This window comes from Alphaproteobacteria bacterium (genome assembly GCA_024244705.1).
Lineage (GTDB): Bacteria > Pseudomonadota > Alphaproteobacteria > JAAEOK01 > JAAEOK01 > JAAEOK01.
This window is the reverse complement of record JAAEOK010000028.1, coordinates 1-17,652: the sequence shown is the minus strand read 5'-3', so window position 1 is coordinate 17,652 and position 17,652 is coordinate 1. Positions and strand designations below refer to the sequence as shown.

Annotated in this window: 19 protein-coding genes and 1 pseudogene; 12 read left to right on the top strand and 8 right to left on the bottom strand. The window is 62.6% G+C overall.

The annotated features are described in order from the left end of the window. The first annotated feature begins 63 nt into the window (after positions 1-63). Positions 64-750 (top strand): JAB domain-containing protein, encoded by a 687-nt coding sequence (locus GY791_02435; protein ID MCP4327280.1) that lies wholly within the window; start codon positions 64-66, stop codon positions 748-750. Between the two features lie 1,010 nt (positions 751-1,760). On the opposite strand, the gene GY791_02430 is transcribed toward GY791_02435, so the two are convergent. Beyond that, positions 1,761-2,021 carry a hypothetical protein gene (locus GY791_02430; GenBank protein MCP4327279.1) on the bottom strand — a complete coding sequence of 87 codons (261 nt, stop codon included), beginning with the start codon at positions 2,019-2,021 and terminating at the stop codon, positions 1,761-1,763. 186 nt (positions 2,022-2,207) lie between these two features. Here GY791_02430 and GY791_02425 point away from each other — a divergent pair, with 186 nt between their 5' ends. From GY791_02425 to GY791_02390, 8 genes are all read left to right on the top strand, one after another. Next, positions 2,208-2,627: a hypothetical protein gene (locus GY791_02425; GenBank protein MCP4327278.1), complete on the top strand. Its 420-nt coding sequence runs from the start codon at positions 2,208-2,210 to the stop codon at positions 2,625-2,627. 36 nt (positions 2,628-2,663) lie between these two features. After that, positions 2,664-3,494, top strand: coding sequence for a hypothetical protein (locus GY791_02420; protein MCP4327277.1), 831 nt, complete (start codon positions 2,664-2,666; stop codon positions 3,492-3,494). 2 nt (positions 3,495-3,496) lie between these two features. Beyond that, complete coding sequence (locus tag GY791_02415; protein MCP4327276.1) at positions 3,497-4,108, top strand: hypothetical protein; 612 nt, start codon at positions 3,497-3,499, stop codon at positions 4,106-4,108. 270 nt (positions 4,109-4,378) lie between these two features. Continuing rightward, a complete protein-coding gene (locus GY791_02410) occupies positions 4,379-4,813 on the top strand; it encodes a glyoxalase (GenBank protein ID MCP4327275.1) in 435 nt (144 codons plus the stop codon). Between the two features lie 16 nt (positions 4,814-4,829). Beyond that, positions 4,830-5,351, top strand: coding sequence for a GNAT family N-acetyltransferase (locus GY791_02405; GenBank protein MCP4327274.1), 522 nt, complete (start codon positions 4,830-4,832; stop codon positions 5,349-5,351). Positions 5,352-5,357: 6 nt separating this feature from the next. Then, positions 5,358-6,830, top strand: a complete 1,473-nt coding sequence (locus GY791_02400) for a DASS family sodium-coupled anion symporter (protein ID MCP4327273.1) — start codon at positions 5,358-5,360, stop codon at positions 6,828-6,830. A gap of 135 nt (positions 6,831-6,965) precedes the next feature. Next, on the top strand, positions 6,966-8,144 hold the full coding sequence (locus tag GY791_02395) for a pyridoxal phosphate-dependent aminotransferase (GenBank protein MCP4327272.1): 1,179 nt from the start codon (positions 6,966-6,968) through the stop codon (positions 8,142-8,144). Positions 8,145-8,258: 114 nt separating this feature from the next. After that, positions 8,259-9,557 (top strand): adenylosuccinate lyase, encoded by a 1,299-nt coding sequence (locus GY791_02390; GenBank protein ID MCP4327271.1) that lies wholly within the window; start codon positions 8,259-8,261, stop codon positions 9,555-9,557. Positions 9,558-9,570: 13 nt separating this feature from the next. Here the strand turns inward: GY791_02390 and GY791_02385 are convergent, their stop codons facing one another. The 3 genes from GY791_02385 to GY791_02375 all read right to left on the bottom strand — a co-directional run bounded on the left by GY791_02385 (position 9,571) and on the right by GY791_02375 (position 11,957). Continuing rightward, the gene (locus GY791_02385; protein ID MCP4327270.1) at positions 9,571-10,308 is read right to left on the bottom strand and encodes a class I SAM-dependent methyltransferase; all 738 of its coding nucleotides are present in this window, start codon (positions 10,306-10,308) and stop codon (positions 9,571-9,573) included. A 67-nt stretch (positions 10,309-10,375) separates the two neighbouring features. Next, positions 10,376-11,590 carry a hypothetical protein gene (locus GY791_02380; protein ID MCP4327269.1) on the bottom strand — a complete coding sequence of 405 codons (1,215 nt, stop codon included), beginning with the start codon at positions 11,588-11,590 and terminating at the stop codon, positions 10,376-10,378. Positions 11,591-11,624: 34 nt separating this feature from the next. Then, positions 11,625-11,957 carry a DUF1476 domain-containing protein gene (locus tag GY791_02375; GenBank protein MCP4327268.1) on the bottom strand — a complete coding sequence of 111 codons (333 nt, stop codon included), beginning with the start codon at positions 11,955-11,957 and terminating at the stop codon, positions 11,625-11,627. Positions 11,958-12,078: 121 nt separating this feature from the next. Between GY791_02375 and GY791_02370 the strand changes: the two genes are divergently transcribed. Then, a complete protein-coding gene (locus GY791_02370; GenBank protein ID MCP4327267.1) occupies positions 12,079-12,828 on the top strand; it encodes an NRDE family protein in 750 nt (249 codons plus the stop codon). On the opposite strand, the gene GY791_02365 is transcribed toward GY791_02370, so the two are convergent. The 3 genes and pseudogenes from GY791_02365 to GY791_02355 form a co-directional block, all read right to left on the bottom strand. After that, on the bottom strand, positions 12,829-13,398 hold the full coding sequence (locus GY791_02365) for a hypothetical protein (protein ID MCP4327266.1): 570 nt from the start codon (positions 13,396-13,398) through the stop codon (positions 12,829-12,831). 128 nt (positions 13,399-13,526) lie between these two features. Further along, positions 13,527-15,644: pseudogene (locus GY791_02360) on the bottom strand (Fe-S protein). Positions 15,645-15,734: 90 nt separating this feature from the next. Next, positions 15,735-16,109: a hypothetical protein gene (locus GY791_02355; GenBank protein ID MCP4327265.1), complete on the bottom strand. Its 375-nt coding sequence runs from the start codon at positions 16,107-16,109 to the stop codon at positions 15,735-15,737. A 326-nt stretch (positions 16,110-16,435) separates the two neighbouring features. On the opposite strand from GY791_02355, the gene GY791_02350 reads away from it, so the two are divergent. Together GY791_02350 and GY791_02345 are read left to right on the top strand one after the other, a co-directional pair. Then, the gene (locus tag GY791_02350; protein MCP4327264.1) at positions 16,436-17,122 is read left to right on the top strand and encodes an MBL fold metallo-hydrolase; all 687 of its coding nucleotides are present in this window, start codon (positions 16,436-16,438) and stop codon (positions 17,120-17,122) included. A gap of 226 nt (positions 17,123-17,348) precedes the next feature. Beyond that, positions 17,349-17,531 carry a hypothetical protein gene (locus tag GY791_02345; GenBank protein MCP4327263.1) on the top strand — a complete coding sequence of 61 codons (183 nt, stop codon included), beginning with the start codon at positions 17,349-17,351 and terminating at the stop codon, positions 17,529-17,531. Here the strand turns inward: GY791_02345 and GY791_02340 are convergent. After that, the coding region (locus tag GY791_02340; GenBank protein MCP4327262.1) for an IS630 family transposase at positions 17,532-17,652 on the bottom strand (121 nt) is incomplete at its 5' end. It lies immediately after the preceding gene.

Genomic DNA, 17,652 nt, shown 5'->3' with positions numbered 1-17,652 from the left:
TGCGCGGAGGGCCGGATTTGGCGAGAGTCGACCCTCGACCACAACCGGATTCGGCCGCCAAGCGTGAACGAGGATTCCAAACCCCACTATCACGGCCACCGCCGGCGCTTGCGCGAGCGCTTCCTCAAAGGCGGCGCCGACGCGCTCGCCGACTACGAACTGCTCGAACTGATCCTGTATCCGGCGATCCCGCGCCGCGATGTCAAGCCGGTCGCCAAGGCATTGCTGGCGCGATTCGGCGGTTTCGCCGCGGTCATCGGCGGCGAGCCCTCCGAACTCCGCGAAGTAAAAGGGGTCGGCGACGCTGCGGTGGTGGCGTTGAAGGCGGTCCGCGCGGCGGCGCTGCGCATGAGCCTCGACGAAATCATCGAACGCCCGGTCCTCGGCTCATGGCGAAAACTTCTTGCCTATTGCCGCGCCAGCATGGCGCACGAGAAGAAGGAACAATTCCGTGTTCTCTTCCTCGATCGCCAAAACGCATTGATCGCCGACGAGGTTCAGCAGACGGGTACGGTCGACCATACGCCGGTCTACCCGCGAGAAGTGGTCAAGCGCGCGCTGGAATTGAGTGCGTCGGCGATCATCATGATCCACAACCACCCCTCCGGTGATCCGACGCCGTCGGAGGCGGACATCGAAATGACCCGCGACGTCGAACGCGCCGCCGAAGCACTGGGCGTGGCCTTGCACGACCATATCGTGATCGGCCGCAAGGGCCACGCCTCCATGCGCAGCCTAGGGTTGATTTAGGCGCGGAGGCAAATCTCCACCATCGCCGCATAGTTTGGAGCGTGGCATTTCCCACATCGTCAATAATTCGTATGTGGTTGTCTGAGCTGGCCAGCTTGCTGGCAGGAGGAACACCTCCCAAAGTGGATACCTGGCCCCGCCTCGGCGGGGCCTTTTTTGGCCAGCAACTCGCCGGACCGCTCTCCCCCGGCGTGGATGACGCCACCTGGCGGTGCGCGGCCCGACAGCCAGCTCGGCTTTCGCTTGTGAGGTTCGTCACTGCGCGGCCGTGCGAAATGCGCTTTGGTGGTCGTGCTAGCAGGCGATCGAGCCGGTTCCTCCCTGCTCGATTCAACAACTGGCCCCGCTTCGGCGGGGCCATTTTTTCTCGGCCGATCTCCGTTCAGGCGCGAAAGAATAGTACTGCGCAGCCAAAAACGACCAGACCGAGAACCACCGCACCAACCACGGCACCGCCAATCACTCCCGTGGCTCGCCTGCCGCGACGCCGCGCCCAAATCGCTCCGCCAACAGCGCCGATTACAGCCGGAAGGACGCCGAACAGCAGCACGAAAGCCTGCCAGAACCCGTCATAATCCATCATATCTCTGCGGCCCCGGTTTGGCCCCAATCTAGCGCACGATCGCGAACCTGGCACGGGTCGTCGGTCCCGCCATGTCCGGCCGCCGGCGACTGGCTATCCATCCGAAGAGCGCCGAAATCCGATACTCGACGACCGAAGGACGAGAACCTCGGCCGGTTCGAAGACCAACCGCACAATAGTCGGCCGTCCTGAATCGTGCTACGATCGGGCGTCGTTTCGGTGTTGCTGAGCTACCAAGTCCCGCCGCTGGGGTCGCGGGACTGGGGAGTCGGTGATACCGGAAATGGCGATCCGTCCATTAATTCATGCTCGATGCGCTTCGCGGTTTCCGACCGCGTCGAGTGGCGACGTCCGTGACGTCGCGATACCATCGGCAGGGATTCCCGAGCGACCGTCCGGTCAACCGGAAAAGGCGATCGATTCGCGCCTAGCGGCGTCTCGGGTTGGCGATCGCGCGGTCGAAGCATTTTCGAAATCCGGCATCCCAAGACTGGCGATAGTGAGGATCGGATTCATAGCTCGGGCCGGGATTGGTCGCGACATAGTTGTTGCTGAAGCCGCCGACTTGGGTTCCGGCGAGGCACCCTTCGGAATAGGCCGCCCGATCGAATTCCGGCGCGGCGGCCGAGGGGCCGGCACATCCAGCCAGTATTGTAATGGCAAAGAGACTTAGAAAAGGCCCACGCATGGTTCGCACTCCTATTGGATCGACGCCTCTCGATACGTACACCGCGTTCGTTCGGATGAACTGGAACGGAAATAGTTCATCCGGCCGATTAGTCAATTCTCGTTTTCACCGTCAAACACTCGATCTCGATCACCGGCGTGATTGTTTCGCGGCCACACCCCCCAACCGAAATGTGAGGAGAAATCCATGACCAATGGCACCCCACAAGCTGCAGCCAAGAACGCTCCCGCGGCAGCGCCGACACAGCAATCGGTATTCGACCGCCTGCTTCAAGCCATCAACAATACGCTCGAGCTCGAAATCGTAACCGCCGTTTCCGACTTCACGATCGACCATTTCGACGACCCCAAAAACGCGATGAAAATCGATCTCGGGACCAAACCCAAGGGTTATGTCACATCCGTCAACCTGCTGACCGGCGACATCCGAAATGTAATCTCGCCCGCTTATTCGGCTGGACAGAACAAGGAACTGCAGGATTTCCACACGACCCAGGTCGCCCTGGCGCGAGAAATCATCGCGACCAACCTGAAGATGGTCGGCGAGCTGGCGGAGAAAGTCCGTTCCTGGATCAAGGAAGACGAGGCCGAGTCCGGCGGCGGTTGATGTCGGCGCACGGAATCGTGCCGGGAAGGCGGCGCCATGGCCCTACCTGAATGGCAAAGAGAGATCGCGGACCTCTCCCGCGACCTCTTCCACCTCGAAACCAACACCATTCTTTCGGACGGGATCACCGGTCGCAAGATGCCCAGCTACCCCCATGCGCTGATCGATGTGGCGATCCGTTACAACAGGTTTCTGCGGGATCAGTTCGGGCTCGAGCTCAAGGCCTTTTGGGACGTTGACCTCAGCGGATGCGGCGATGATGAAGGTAAGAAACGGGAACGCCTGAAGAGGTTTCAGCTGACCGGGGATACCCTCTTCAAGGACGATCCCGATAGCCTGACAAGCGATGCCATCAGGAACGATATCGATACCTTCCTGCGCCTTCATTACGCGGCCGGTTACGTGCTCAATCGAGCGGCCACGATCAAGGCGGCGAGAGGTGCCCTCAACGAGGCCGCGTTGCCGGTCGCCCTGCGTATCAAGAGAAACTGCGACGCGCTGGTCGGCATCGTCGAAGGCTTGATGAGGGCCGAGGATGCTCGCGGTTCGAATAACGCCAAATTTCTCGGCAGATCGAGACGCGAGCTGATCGCGTTGAACGAACGGCCGCCGCGGCCGCCGACCGAGCTGATCGTTCGCCTCCGCAAGATTTGGGATATCGGCACCGACGTGATCGTCATGCAGACCGTGCTGCAACTCGACGGCGATATGGTCAACCGCGTCAAACGCGGGTTCAACCTGTCGCAAAATGAACCGCTGTGGACGGCGCATCAACGCTCGATCGAATTCGGCGTCGAACATTGGCAAAAGATGTTTGACGTTCTTGCCAACCTTCTCGGCAAGGCATTCCAGCGTCTATTCGGATAGCCATGATATCGTCCCGGGCGGCAATCTCGGCTTGGATCGACGCGGCCAAACGCCTCGTCGATCCGCGGCGCTGGCATGCGGCGGTCGAAGTCATGGCCGAGCTGCTTTCGGGCGGCATGGTCGTGCCGCCAGCGGCATCGGCGAGCGTCTGGAGCGAGGAGGAAGAAAGGGCCGTCGGGATCGTCAGCATCATCCAGCCCGACGGCGATGTGCAGCTCAAGATCGACAAAGCGGTGGCCCAAGACGACGACTTCGAACGGCTCGTCGCGCAACATCTGGACCAGGTCGCGGACAGGCTGAAGCTGCTTCACGAGGCCTTCGATCAGATCACGACCCTGCGCGTCCTGTTCAGCTTGCCGGCCGTGGCCGCGCTGGTCGACACCGCCGCCAATTTCGTGTCGGCGGTGGGCAGCCGGGATTCGTGGGCCGCGCTTCTCGGCTCGGTCAATTGGTGGCTCGCCGGCGCAGCCGGCGTCGGCCTCCTCATCGCGCTATTTTCCGCCGCGATCCTGGGATTTTTCGTCCGCCGGCGCCTCAAGTCATTCGACCTCGACCTCGGCGCCTTCGAAAAACGGCTCTACCCAACGAACGCCCAGGCAGGACGTGTCGGCTAGAGCAAGATCGTATCAGATCGAATCGATCTGAAACGTGAATCTTGCTCTCACTCAATATGTTAGGGCGTGATTCACGGCTCACATCGAAACGAAGTGAGCCGATCACGCCCTAGGATGCGATGCCGCGAGCCGGCGGCGATCGCCGTTCGGGGCAAGAGAAGAGCCGTCGCGCATTTCGCGCAAGTTGCCACGCGCGCTTGTCCGCCGAATTCGGTATATGGTCGGCTTCGGAACGGTTCGACCACCGGCCAAGAAGGCGGAGACGCGATCATGCTGATGAATCCCGACCATGTGACCATCGTCGTCACCGACCTCGACGCGGCGAAGGAATTCCTCACCCTTCTCGGGTTCGAGGAACAGATTGCCAGCGTCATTCGCGGGGAAACGTTTTCGACCTATATGGGCGTCCCGGACATCGACGCCGATCATGTGACCATGGTGCTGAAGGACTGCGATCCGCGTTTCGATATACAATTGCTGCACTATCGTCACCCCGATCCGGTCGCCGATCCCAACATCACCAATCTGACCAAGACCGGTTTCAACCATCTCTGCTTTGCCGTTGACGACATCGAGACCGAGGTCGCCCGGCTCAAGGCCGCTGGGGTCGAATTCCGCGGCGATATTCTGGACTACCACAACCGCAAGCTCGTTTTCCTGTACGGTCCAGGCGGCGTCACCTTCGAGCTCGCCCAGTGGCATTGATGCGCGCCGGCTCGTCATGACCGCGACCATTCGATCCGCCACCGAGGACGATTTCGATGCGGTCGTGGAAATCGTCAATACCGCCGCGGAGGCCTACCGAGACGTCATTCCCGCGGCCTGCTGGCACGAACCCTACATGCCCGATACCGAACTCGCGACGGAGATCGCCGCCGGCGTCGAGTTCAGCCTGCTCGATGACAGTGGCGAGGTCTTGGGCGTCATGGGCATTCAGGATCGGGGCGCTGTCTACCTGATCCGGCATGCCTATGTGCGCCCCGCGCATCAAGGGCGTGGAATCGGTACGCGGCTCCTCATGAACTTGCTGAAGACGACCGACCGGCCGGTCTTGATCGGCACCTGGGCGGCGGCGCACTGGGCGATCCGATTCTACCAGCACCACGGATTCGCCGTCGTCACCGAAACCGAAAAGAACCGCCTGCTCAAGACCTATTGGACCATCCCGGAACGCCAGATCGAGAATTCGGTGGTCCTGGCCGATCGCCGATTTCAGTCGATGGCAAACGGCGCTCGGACGTAGCCCGCCATGCCCACCGGCGTTCCCGTCAGGAAACGATCACGGCGCGCGCTCTTCGGCATCATATTCGGACTCGCGGCATTCGCAGCGATGCTGGTTTTCCCTCCACCCGAAGGACTCAATTTGGCGGCGTGGCGCGTCGCGGCGGTTGCCGTGTTGATGGCCATCTGGTGGCTGACCGAGGCGGCACCGGTTGCGGTGACTGCGCTGTTGCCGATCGGCCTGCTTCCGTTACTCGGCGTGACACCGATCGCGGATGCCACCCGGCCCTACGCGAGTTCGCTTGTGTTCCTCTTTCTCGGCGGCTTTGTCATCGCCCTTTCGATGGAGCGCTGGGACCTCCACAGGCGTATCGCGCTGCGCATTCTGGTCGTCGTCGGGAGCAAGCGCGATCGCATCATCGGTGGTTTCATGGCCGCCACGGCGCTGCTTAGCATGTGGGTCAGCAATACCGCGACCGCGCTCATCATGCTGCCGATCGCGTTGTCGGTAATTGGCCTTCTTCACGAGGATGAACAGGCCCCTGAGCGGCCCGGATTCGCAGTCGCATTGCTGTTGTCGATCGCCTATTCGGCCAGCATCGGCGGCCTGGCTACCTTGATCGGCTCGCCGCCCAATGCGCTCATGGCCGGTTTCGTTCTCGAAACCTACGGTCTAACCGTCGGTTTCGTCGAATGGATGGCGGTTGGCCTGCCCCTGAGCCTGGTCATGCTCGCCGTTGCGTGGATTTTCCTCACCCGCCTGCTGTTTCACTTCGAACGCCGCCCGATATCAGGACTACGGAAGATCCTTCACCGCGAATTGGCCAGTCTCGGCCCGCTTTCCCAAGGCGAAAAAGCGACCGCCGTCGTATTTGTTGGCGCTGCGCTATCGTGGATCTTTCGTCCCGCCCTTGAAGATCTGTTTCCGACCATCATCATCGGCGATGCGAGCATTGCCGTCGTCGCCGCCATCGCGCTCTTTATTATACCGGTCCGCGAAGGCGATGACTGGACCTTCGCCATGACCTGGGATTGGGCGTTGCGGCTGCCCTGGGGTGTGCTGATCCTGTTTGGCGGCGGGCTCAGCCTGGCCGGCGCCATCAGTGCCACCGGCTTGGCCGATTACATTGGGTCGCAACTCACCGCGTTGGGCAGCTTGCCGCCGATCGTCGTCGTTCTGGTGGTGACGGCGGTGATCATCCTGCTCACCGAATTGACCAGCAATACGGCGACGACGGCGGCATTCCTGCCGGTTGTGGCGGCGCTCGCGGTCGCCGTCGGCGGCGACCCCTTGTCCCTGGTCGTGCCCGCGGCACTGGCCGCCAGTTGCGCATTCATGATGCCGGTCGCGACACCGCCGAACGCCATCGTCTTCGCCAAAGGGCTGGTCACGATCCCGACCATGGCGCGCGCCGGAATCTGGCTGAATCTGGTCGCCATTCTCCTGATCGCGGCGGTCGCCCGGTTCATCGTTCCGACGATCTTCCCGGTGCCGGGCTGAGTGGTCGATTGACGACTTGGCCATTGATGCGCCCGGCGCAGCCCTGCCCTGCGCCGCGACCGACCGACGATGATTGATTCCGCGGCGACACGGGACTAGAGAATCGGGATCGGAACCCATAACCGACCGATCATCATGCTCGACAAGACCCGCGACGGACTCATTGGCGACATCACCCCGCACATCGCGACGTTGCCGCAGAGTGGCATTATCGAGGTGGTCAATCATGGCCGCCAACGCGATGGTATAATCCAGCTGTGGGTCGGCGAAGGCGACCAACCGACGCCGCGTTTCATTTGCGACGCCGCGATGAAGGGCCTGCACGCGGGGGAAACATTCTATACCTGGCAGCGCGGCATCCCGCCCCTGCGCGAGGCGCTCGGCGATTATTTGAGCGCGCTGCACAATGTCCATGTCGACCGCGAGCGCGTGTTCGTGACAGTCGGCGGCATGCAGGCGATCATGAATACGGTGCAAATGCTTTTCGGACATGGCGACGAAGCCGTGATACCGACGCCCGTTTGGCCGAACGTCTTTCACGCCGTCCAGGTCTGCGGCGCCAAATCCGTGCAGGTCCCGCTGACGCTCGAGGACGGTCGATGGAGCCTCGATCTCGATCGATTTTTCGCCGCCTGCGGCCCGCGTACACGTTTCCTCTTCATCAATTCACTGGGCAACCCGACCGGCTGGGTGATGCCGCGCGAGGACATGATCCAGGTCCGCGACTTCGCCCGCGAACATGGCCTGTGGATCGTCGCCGACGAGGTCTATACGCGGTTTTATTATGACCGCGATACCGCGCCGTCGTTCCTTGAGATCATGGACCCGAATGAACGGCTTATCGTGGTCAGCACCTTCTCGAAGAACTGGGCGATGTCGGGCTGGCGCATCGGCTGGCTGGTGGCGCCGGTCGAGCTGGGTCAAGTCTACGAAAGCCTGATCCAGTACAACACGTCCGGCGTGCCGGGGTTCCTTCAGCGCGGCGCGGTGACGGCGATCCGAGACGGCGAACCCTTCGTCGCCGAGACCATTGCCCGCAGCCGCGCCGGCCGCGACCTGGTGTGCCGGCGCCTGCGTGAGTTTCCGCGGCTCCGCTTCGCCGAGCCCGACGGCGCGTTCTATCTGTTCTTCGCCGTCGACGGCGAGCCGGACGCGCGCCGCCTGGCGTTGCGCCTGATCGACGATTGCGGTGTCGGCATGGCGCCGGGGACCGCTTTCGGCCCCGGCGGAGAGGAATATCTCCGTCTCTGCTTCGCCACCTCGGAGAAATTGCTTAACGAGGCCATTGACCGCCTCACGCCCCACTTTCGGTAATCTGCCCGGCGCCGATTCGTCATGTACGGGCGCCACGGCAAGGCGCTATAAAGTCCCTGTCATCTCCGTATCCAAGCCGCCCTGGCGCATCGCCCGGACCAGATGGGTAGATCCATGATTCCACGCTATAGCCGGCCCGAAATGGCGAATATTTGGGAGCCGGAGAACAGGTTTCGTATTTGGTTTGAGATCGAGGCCCATGCCTGCGATGCCCAGGCGGCATTGGGCGTGATCCCGAAGGAGGCCGCGGCGGCGGTCTGGCAACGGGGCAAATTCGACGTCGCGCGAATCGACGAGATCGAACGCGAGACGCGGCACGACGTCATCGCGTTCCTGACCAACCTAGCCGAACATGTTGGACCCGAGGCGCGCTTCGTCCATCAGGGGATGACATCGTCGGATGTGCTCGACACCTGTTTGGCGGTGCAGCTGAGCCAAGCCGCGGACCTGCTGATGGCCGACCTGGACGGGCTGCTGGCGGCCCTGGAGGACCGGGCGCGCGAGCACAAGGATAGCGTCTGTATCGGACGCAGCCATGGTATCCATGCCGAGCCTACGACCTTCGGGCTCAAGCTCGCCGGTCACTATGCCGAGTTCGCCCGCAATCGCGAGCGGCTGTCCGCGGCGCGGAGCGAAATCGCGACCTGCGCGATCTCCGGCGCGGTCGGCACCTTCGCCAATGTCGACCCCGCGGTCGAGGCCCATGTGGCGGAGAAACTCGGCCTTGGCGTCGAGCCGGTCTCGACCCAGGTCATTCCCCGCGACCGTCATGCCCAATTCTTCGCGACCCTCGGCGTGATTGCCGGCGGCGTCGAGCGCCTGGCGATGGAAATCCGCCATCTACAGCGCACCGAAGTGCGTGAAGCGGAGGAGTATTTTGCCCCCGGCCAGAAGGGTTCGTCGGCGATGCCGCACAAGCGAAATCCGATCCTGTCGGAAAACCTGACCGGACTCGCACGGCTGGTGCGCGGGGCGGTCGTCCCGGCGCTCGAGAATATCGCCCTCTGGCACGAGCGCGACATCTCCCACTCCTCGGTCGAGCGCGTGATCGCCCCCGATGCCACGATCGCCCTCGATTTCGCTTTGGTACGCCTGACCGGTTTGATCGAGAAGCTCGTGGTCTACCCGGATGCCATGAAGGCCAATCTGGACGCCCTGCGCGGCCTCGTCCATTCACAGCGCGTGCTGCTGGCACTGACCCAGGCCGGGATGAGCCGCGAGGACGCCTACGAAGCCGTCCAACGCAACGCGGCCAAGGTCTGGGACGACGGAGCGGATTTTCTGTCGGCGCTCAAGGCGGATGCCGACGTCACGACGCGCCTCGACGACGCGGCGCTGGAGGCCCTGTTCGACCTCGCCTATGACACCCGCCACACCGCCGCGATCTTCGCGCGCGTTTTCGGCGACGACTAGGGAATCAGGCGCTCTAGACCCGATATCGGTACATGCGTAAGAGGTCGGAGGGCGCCACGAACAATGTTTCGGCATTGGAAAACCCGACCTCCCGTCCCAATGCCAGCCAATTCGGCGCGGTCTCGACGAGGTCGCAGGTCCGCACATGGGTCACCACCGCATCGACCTCATCCCGGCTCAGTGCATCCCAGGTCCCTTTGGCAAGGCGCTCGTAGCGGTCGGCGTAGGCATCCATGTCTTCGCCCTCCCGCATCGCCGGTTCATACATGACGAGTTGCCCGTCGCCACCGAGCATGGTGCGAATTTCGCCCATCAAGACCAGCTTCTCGGGAGTTGGAAGATGGTGCAGGGACAAACCGATCCACACGATGTCGGCAGGCTCGGGGCGCTCTCGCATCGCTTCGATGTAGTCACCGTGCTCGAGTTCGACCTCGCAGTCGAGAGCGTCGAGGTTGTCGGCGGCCATATCCAGGGCCGGCGGCGCCAAATCGACGCCGTGATAATGCGCGATCCGCGTTCCCTTCAGGACCGAGACCACACCGCTGGCATCCCCGCACGCGAGATCGAGAAACCGGAACGGTTTGACGAATTCGCGGGCCAGAATACCGTGCAGGATGCCGTAGACTTCGGCGCTCGCGAGATAGTCGTTGACCACAAGTTTGCGGTAGAGATCCCATTGGTTCCGGAACAAGCCGAGGGCGTCCTCGTCGAGAACGTCCCCGATCGGCTCGCCGTGGTGGATATTGACCATCTTGGTAGGACTCCGTTCGGTTTGGTTGATACAGGCAGTCTAGGCACGAACCTTAGATACTCGCCGGCTAACTCCCAAGCCAACGCACCGCCGCTCGATCGAGCTGCGGCCAGCGCCGCGACCAGGCGGCCAAAACGACAGCGGCGAAGGCAATCAGAAACGGCTCGATCGGGAAGCGATAGCGGATCGACGCGATCGTAACGATGTGAACCAGGGTAAGGTACGCCGTGAACAGCAGGACCGGGGACAGTGGGCGCCAGCGTCCCTTTGCATGAGCGATCAGGAACCAGACGGCAAGCGCCAGTACGGCGCCGTAGCTCAGTAACGACGCGATGATCGTCGCCGCGCCTTGATAGGCGGCGGCGTACGGCCAAAGGCGCCAGAACCGCACCAGTTTGACACCCATCATCTCGACGGACCGCCCCGGATTGTCCCGGATATAGGCGCGCGCCGCATCATGCGCGGCGGCATTGCGTGCGACGGGGTCGGGATTTTCACTATCGATCGCGGCCATATCGACGTCGACGCCATGGATGCCGCCGCCGCTGCGGTTCATCGGATTGTTGCCGCTATAGAAGACGATACCGTCGCCCAGGCTAAGACGGACGAAGCTGCCGTAAGCCTGATAGTTGTGCACCCACCAAGGCATCATCAGGACGACATAGACCAACACATAAAGGGCAAGACGCCCGATGGCAAAGTTGACCGAATGGCGATGGACCCAACACGCAAACACGATGATCAAGACCGGCGCGAGAGGGTCGAGCGTGGGGCGCACCAGTATGGCGAGCACCAATAAGACCGCTCCCGCCGCATAGCGCTCGCGATACAGCAGCAGCAGTGCAGCGCAGAGCAGGACGGCAAAGGCGGTCTCGGTTAGGCCGACTACGGCATAGAAGATAAAATGCGGATACATGGCGGCGATGATGGCCGCGATCAGTGCCGCACGGCGGTCCTGGAAGAGGACCTGAACGAGCTGATAGATCAGCCAGATCAAGACCAGCGACAGCAGGATGTCGGCAAGCTGTTGGGTCAGCCCTTCACCCGTCAGCTGGGTCCACAGCGGGTAAAGAGGCATGTAACGAAAGTTATCGGTCTGTCCGCTAGCAACGAGCTCGCGACCCATTTCGCGATAGTGCCGCGCGTCGACAAAATCGGTCCGCCCGAAGACGACGAGACCGCCAAACCGGCACAGCAATCCGAAAGCAAGCACATGCCACAGCGTCAGGAATCCGCCCTTCGATACCTCTCCAGTCGGGCTCCCGGCACCGGTCGGGTCCAACCTGTCCTACCCTCCTCCGCTGGCGGCGGCGGCGTCAGTCTGTTGGCAATTCCTGCATGATTTGCTGGCGCGCTTCGGCCATCAACTCTTCCATCTTCTTGCGCAGTTGGTAGTCGGAGACGTCGGCCCCCTTGGCCTCGATATCCGCCATCACCTTGCGCACGACGTCCTCCTCACCCGGTTCCTCGAAATCGGCCTCGATGACCTCACGCGCGTAGGCCTCGGCAGAGGCGTCATCCATGCCGAACAGTTCACCGATCCAAAGACCGAGTAGCTTGTTCCGCCGCATCGTCACCTTGAACTTAAGCTCCTCGTCATGCTTGAACTTGGCTTCGAAATCCTTCTCGCGGTCGTTAAAGGTGGTCATTCCGATGTTCCTCTGCCAATTCACATAGACGCGCCGGCGGACGCGCCGCACCTTCTACGTCATATAGGTATCGGCATCAACGCCGGAAAGAGATGAATCAAAAGCACGGAGTGGCGAGCGTATGTGCACCGTTGTGATACTGCGGCGTCCGGACCACGCCTGGCCGTTGATCCTGGCCGCCAACCGCGACGAGATGCTGAACCGCCCTTGGCGGCCGCCGGCGCGACACTGGCCGGACCGGGAGGACGTGGTGGCGGGGCTCGACGAGACCGCCGGCGGCACCTGGCTCGGGCTCAACGATCATGGCGTGGTGGCGGCGATCCTCAACCGGCGGGGTTCGCTCGGTCCGGCGCCGGGCATGCGGACCCGCGGCGAGCTGGTGCTCGAGGCCCTCGACCACGCCGACGCGGCCAGCGCGGCGACCGCGTTGGCCGATCTGGCGGCCGCCAGCTACCGGCCCTTCAACATGGTCGTCGCCGACAACCGCGACGCCTTCTGGCTCGCCAACCGGGACCAACGCGAGGTCGCCGTGACCGAGATACCGGTCGGGACCAGCCTGCTCACCGCTTGGGATCTCAACGACACCGAGTCGGGGCGGATCGAACGTTTTCTGCCGCTGTTCCGGGATGCTGCTCCGCCCGACCCGGAAACCGGCGAGTGGCAGGATTGGGTGGTGCTGATGAGCGGCCGCGACGGTGGTGGCGACGACGACAACCGCGAATTTTCGATGAATGTCGTCACCGATTTCGGCTTTGGCACCTCGTCGAGCTCACTGATCGCCTTGCCCGCCCCGGCGGCCACCCCAATCGACCCGGTGTGGCTGTTCGCCGCCGGTCGGCCGGACGAGGCACCGTTCGAACCGGTACAATAGCTAAGCAGCGTCGCCGGCGTGCAGTATGGCCCGATCGATATAGAGCGCTTCCCATCCGGCCGGCAAATCGAGCGACAAAGGGGCCGCCGCAAGCAGGACGAATTCGGGCGCCGGCCCCAGCACCATCTGTTTCCGCCACACGCTGACGGTGCCGGGCACCTGGGCCGCGATCGCCTCGAGCGGCGCCTCATATCGAATGCCGCGGGGCCGCTTCAGCCATGCGGCGCGGGTCAAGGTCGTCGGGCCGGGATTGCCGAGGACATGGTAATAAATCCCGCCATGGCCGATCTCGGTCTTGCTCGAGACACCGGCGTGAACCTCCCACATGGATTCGTCTACAGCCATATCATTCAGCGGATCAAACGCAGCCGACGACTCGACGAAATTCCAATCCTCGTAACCGGGGAGCCCGTCGAGCCACGGCGTCTCGCCGATTCGGTACGTGGCGGAGCCGCGAAAACCGACGCAGTTTCGTTGCACGAGTTGACGGTGAAAGTCGACGAGCGCCTGCTCGTATATCTCTCGCTCGATCGCCGCCTGGGGGCGGTGCCAGAAAACATAGGCCGACATCGGGTCCCTAACCTTTCCTACTATTTCGCCCGTTCGCGCTGTGCGTCGCCGCCACTGCCATAGGCTTGCAGATCGAATTGAGGGCCACGGGCCCCGCCGACCGCCGGCGGTGTCGGCCTATACTGGACGGGTGGCCCTTCTCCACGCGCCTTGCGGGCGCGCGCCTGATCCGGAGATTCGGCCCCCGCCATGGCGGCCAACGCGGCCTTGCGGTCGACCGGCTGCGGATTGGTATCGTTCGGTACCGGCATCATATTGGCGGGATAGAGCGCCATTTTCTGCTTGGCCGGATCGATATTCTGCGTGATGTCGATATCGCGGCGGTTGATCCCGTGGACCGGCTCGACGCAGATGCCATCGATGATCTCGAGATCCAGCCACCACTTCTTGACCGGGTTCCGTTTGCCGTGGCCGAGCGCGTCGTCGAGCTTGACCGCGACCGGCACCATCAGCGGCTTGAGCCACATGGCATTGACGCCGAGCCAACTCGCCATTCGTACCGCCAGCGGCCCGTCCGCGGTCACGACCTTGTTGAGCGGGCACGTCTTCATGCAGCGCCCACAGGCCGATCCCTTGGCATTGGTCAGCCGATAACGGGCGCAGCGTTCGACGTCCGGTTTCCACATCTCGTAGCCGTTGAACATGATCTTGGCGCCGAGTGATATGGCGTCGCACGGGCATTCCCGGGCGCATTTGCGGCAATTCCCGCAGAAATATTGCAGCCCGAAATCGATCGGCCGATCGGGCTCCAGTGGCATATCCGTGGTCAACACCACCGACTTGAAACGCGGGCCGACATAGGGGTTGAGCACCAACTCGCCGATCCGGCTCAGCTCGCCGAGACCGGCCTGGAGAATGAGCGGGATGTGGAGCACGTCGCTGTCGACATTGGTCTGCGAGCGCGCCGGAAAGCCGACCCGCCGCACCACATCGCCCATGATCCCGGCGATCTCCGCGCCGCGCAGATAGGCCCGCATCGATTGTGCCCCGGAGATCCAATCGTCGCCGCTGGCGCCCTCCATGGTATCGTATTCCTGATCGATCAGCATGACCACGGCATAGCGGTGATAGGGCTCGACTGGGTCCCCATCACCATTATGGGAATACCAGGTGTGGGCGGGGATTTCACAGATCCCGGTGAGGTCGGCGCCGAGATGGTAGGAGAGCGATTTGATCGCCCGCGCGTTGGCCGCCGGATCACGGTAGAGCCCGGTATCGACGTCGGCGGCCTCGCCACCCTGATACGCGACCATCGACCGCATCGGGGCCATCATGCCGCTGGTATGGGGCTGCTTGAACGAGAACCGGTTGCGTTCCTTTTGCGCCTTGGCACCAAGATCGCCGCGCAGTGCCCGGTCGAAAAACGACGCCCGCTTCGGCACCCGCGGCACTTCGTCGTCGAATATCAGCGTGGTCGGCCGGTCGACCCGCCTGACTTGCTCCATCGGGTAGCGGCTGAGATGTGTCGCCCGCCTCGACCGCCGATTCCATTCGCGGCCCGAAGTGGCGCCATTGATCCCCCACCAGTAGCGTAAACCCTTGGCCTCGAGCGCGGCGGCGGCGAGCGGGCGGTCGGCGGCCAGTTCGTAGGTCGTGGTCACGACCGCCAGCTCGAAACCGCCATCGATAAAGGCATTGCGAACACCGTCCCCATCGCGCCGGACCAACCCGGCGAGGACGGCGAGACGCCTCTCATCGACCGAAGTCCGGCCGGCGAAATGGGCATCGGCGGAAAACCCCAGCCGGCGCACTAGGCGTGCCATGCAGACCGCGATCTCCGCCGCCCGCATGGCGGCGACTTCCGACATCGCCGGCACGATCCAGTCACGGGCAAGATTGTCGGTCTCCGGCACCCGTTCGTGGGCGACCAGAATGACGACCGCGAAACCATGGTCGGGCGGCGGCTCTCCGCGACGCCACGCGGCCGGCGGAATTTCGCAAATCCCGACCTGGGAGGCATTCATGAAGTACGCGTAGCCCTTGAGGTCGGCAGCGCGGTCGCCGAGCTGATCCGGCACCGGGGCCACTATTGGAGCGACATTGCCGGCCGCCAGTTCGTCGAACCGCTCGCGGTAGGTTCGCGCCGCACGGCCGAGCGGGCCGATCGGTTCCGGCGGCGTTTCGGCCTGGGAAAGCGGCGGACGCGCGGCTTCGACGGCGAAAACACCATCGTCGGTCGGCAGCACCTCGAGGGGATAGGACCCGAGGTGATAAGGCCTGGAGTCGGCTGCGGTCTTGAAGAACATATGCCGTGCCTCCGCTGAAACTCTGCTTCGGCATCATAGCGCATTTCGAGGCCTGGCCATGACCTCGCCGAACACTGTCTTGGTCGCCCTTCATTCCGCGAATGGCGGGGCGAACCCCCATATACCAATTGCAATTAAGCACGGCACAATCAGAACCGCGGACGATACGGAGCGCTCCGACGGTGAGGCGGCAATGATGATTCGAATCAAGACCAAGAACGCCGCTGCCGCGCCAAGGAAGAGCGACTCGATGAGATTGGCGATCGTTTTTCCGCTGTCGTCATACAAGAGCAGGCACAGCCAAACGCCGTACGGAACAACGACAATCGCATAGTCGGTGGCGAGCAGTTTGACCCGCTTCCATCCGACCAACAACGCGATTCCACCGAACACGCAAACAGGGGCAAAATACATCACCCAGGTCAGAGCGACGGTCTTGGCGAGATTCGGTACCTCCGACAGCATGGGCCATCACATCCATGTTGACACATCATGCTACCATTCGAGGTTGCAAAACGGCGGAAAATACTCGGCCACCGGCTAGGTGCACGCTTTTTCACCTGGGGTCTATTCCTGCAACGCGGTGGCGGAAATTTGCTCGCGTTCTTGATACCTGCAGTATTGGCCTACGATAGAGAACACCACCATTTCGGATTGAACGAGACGTTGCGGCAGCGACGGGTACCGAGTGGACATCTGGAACCAATCGGCTACGACGTAAGACTCGTCTTGGGCGGCGCTTGACATCGCTTCGAAAGGCATAGGACTTTGGTACCCTGGAGACGTGCACTATGCCGGTCGACTACGATATCATCGTCAGGGGCAACAACCTCAGTTTCGAGGGCGGCTTCTTTGGGCTCGCGAACGCGACCCTGGTGATGTCGACGGACGGTCCGGTGCTGTTCGACACTGGTCACTACTGCAACCAGCCGGCATTGCTCGCCGGGCTTGCCCGTCACAGCATGACCCCAGGCGACATTCGCGCCGTCTTCCTCTCGCATCTGCACTTCGACCACTGCAACAACATCCACCTGTTCCCCGGCGCCCGCGTCTATGTGAGCCGCCGGGAATGGGACTATGCGGCGGCTCCCCACGGGGACGACCCCTTCATCCCGTGGCTGATCCGCGACCAGTTGCAGAAATACGATCTCGAATTGATCGACGGCGAGGGGCGGATTGGCGACGGCATGCACTATCTCCCCGCTCCTGGCCACACGCCGGGCAGCTTTGCCCTGGTCCTCGAGACCGACAAATCGGGGCGGGTGGTCCTCGCCGGTGACGCCATCAAATATGCCAAGGAGGCGATCACCCGCCGCTGCGACATGGCTTTCGATACCGTGGCTCGAGGCACGGAATCCATCGAGCGGCTGCTCGCCATGGCCGATCGCATCGTGCCCGGCCATTTTCCCGAACTGGTTCGCCGCGACGGCGTATTCACGTGGGACGAACCGGCCGAGCTCACGTTGCGCATTCGTTGAGTGAGGCCGCGGCTACGGGCATGCACGTTGGGCGGCCGAGAAAACATTGGGAAACACATGGACGCCTGTTCCGCGCCGGTCCATCGCGTTTTCGTGATTTTGCACCTGGATCGGCACAGGCCAGAGTCCGTCCTTTGAAGCCCAACGGTTCAATGGCTCGAGCGTCGGTCTTTCGCGGCAGTATTAGCAGCGCCCACAACACCCCGTTACGGTTCGGAACAACGCAATGACCAAGGCCCGAAATCTCGGACTTCAGATTGCGATTGCATTCCCCATGGCCGCCGCATCGATCGGTATCTGGCTATGGTGGGGGGACGGCGGCATCGCGGCGCCCGCCGCTGCTGCCAACGCCGACAAGATTCTCATCCTGTTCAATCACGGATCGACCAATAATACCAAATCCCGTTGATCATGACCTATGTGCCCATTGCCTGTGTCCGATCGACATGATTTTCCAGGGCTGATCGATGAGCTTGTTCCAGGCGTCACAGCAGTGGTCGACGATGTCGTCGTATGAGTTGAAGACGCGG

Bases quoted from the DNA above. Each gene is read 5' to 3' on its own strand.
- GY791_02395 (MCP4327272.1), top strand. From the start codon at position 6,966: ATGCTCGACAAGACCCGCGACGGACTCATTGGCGACATCACCCCGCAC.
- GY791_02350 (MCP4327264.1), top strand. From the start codon at position 16,436: ATGCCGGTCGACTACGATATCATCGTCAGGGGCAACAACCTCAGTTTC.
- GY791_02405 (MCP4327274.1), top strand. From the start codon at position 4,830: ATGACCGCGACCATTCGATCCGCCACCGAGGACGATTTCGATGCGGTC.
- GY791_02375 (MCP4327268.1), bottom strand. From the start codon at position 11,957: ATGACCACCTTTAACGACCGCGAGAAGGATTTCGAAGCCAAGTTCAAG.
- GY791_02415 (MCP4327276.1), top strand. From the start codon at position 3,497: ATGATATCGTCCCGGGCGGCAATCTCGGCTTGGATCGACGCGGCCAAA.
- GY791_02430 (MCP4327279.1), bottom strand. From the start codon at position 2,021: ATGCGTGGGCCTTTTCTAAGTCTCTTTGCCATTACAATACTGGCTGGA.
- GY791_02385 (MCP4327270.1), bottom strand. From the start codon at position 10,308: ATGGTCAATATCCACCACGGCGAGCCGATCGGGGACGTTCTCGACGAG.
- GY791_02370 (MCP4327267.1), top strand. From the start codon at position 12,079: ATGTGCACCGTTGTGATACTGCGGCGTCCGGACCACGCCTGGCCGTTG.
- GY791_02400 (MCP4327273.1), top strand. From the start codon at position 5,358: ATGCCCACCGGCGTTCCCGTCAGGAAACGATCACGGCGCGCGCTCTTC.
- GY791_02425 (MCP4327278.1), top strand. From the start codon at position 2,208: ATGACCAATGGCACCCCACAAGCTGCAGCCAAGAACGCTCCCGCGGCA.
- GY791_02345 (MCP4327263.1), top strand. From the start codon at position 17,349: ATGACCAAGGCCCGAAATCTCGGACTTCAGATTGCGATTGCATTCCCC.
- GY791_02420 (MCP4327277.1), top strand. From the start codon at position 2,664: ATGGCCCTACCTGAATGGCAAAGAGAGATCGCGGACCTCTCCCGCGAC.
- GY791_02355 (MCP4327265.1), bottom strand. From the start codon at position 16,109: ATGCTGTCGGAGGTACCGAATCTCGCCAAGACCGTCGCTCTGACCTGG.
- GY791_02365 (MCP4327266.1), bottom strand. From the start codon at position 13,398: ATGTCGGCCTATGTTTTCTGGCACCGCCCCCAGGCGGCGATCGAGCGA.
- GY791_02390 (MCP4327271.1), top strand. From the start codon at position 8,259: ATGATTCCACGCTATAGCCGGCCCGAAATGGCGAATATTTGGGAGCCG.
- GY791_02410 (MCP4327275.1), top strand. From the start codon at position 4,379: ATGCTGATGAATCCCGACCATGTGACCATCGTCGTCACCGACCTCGAC.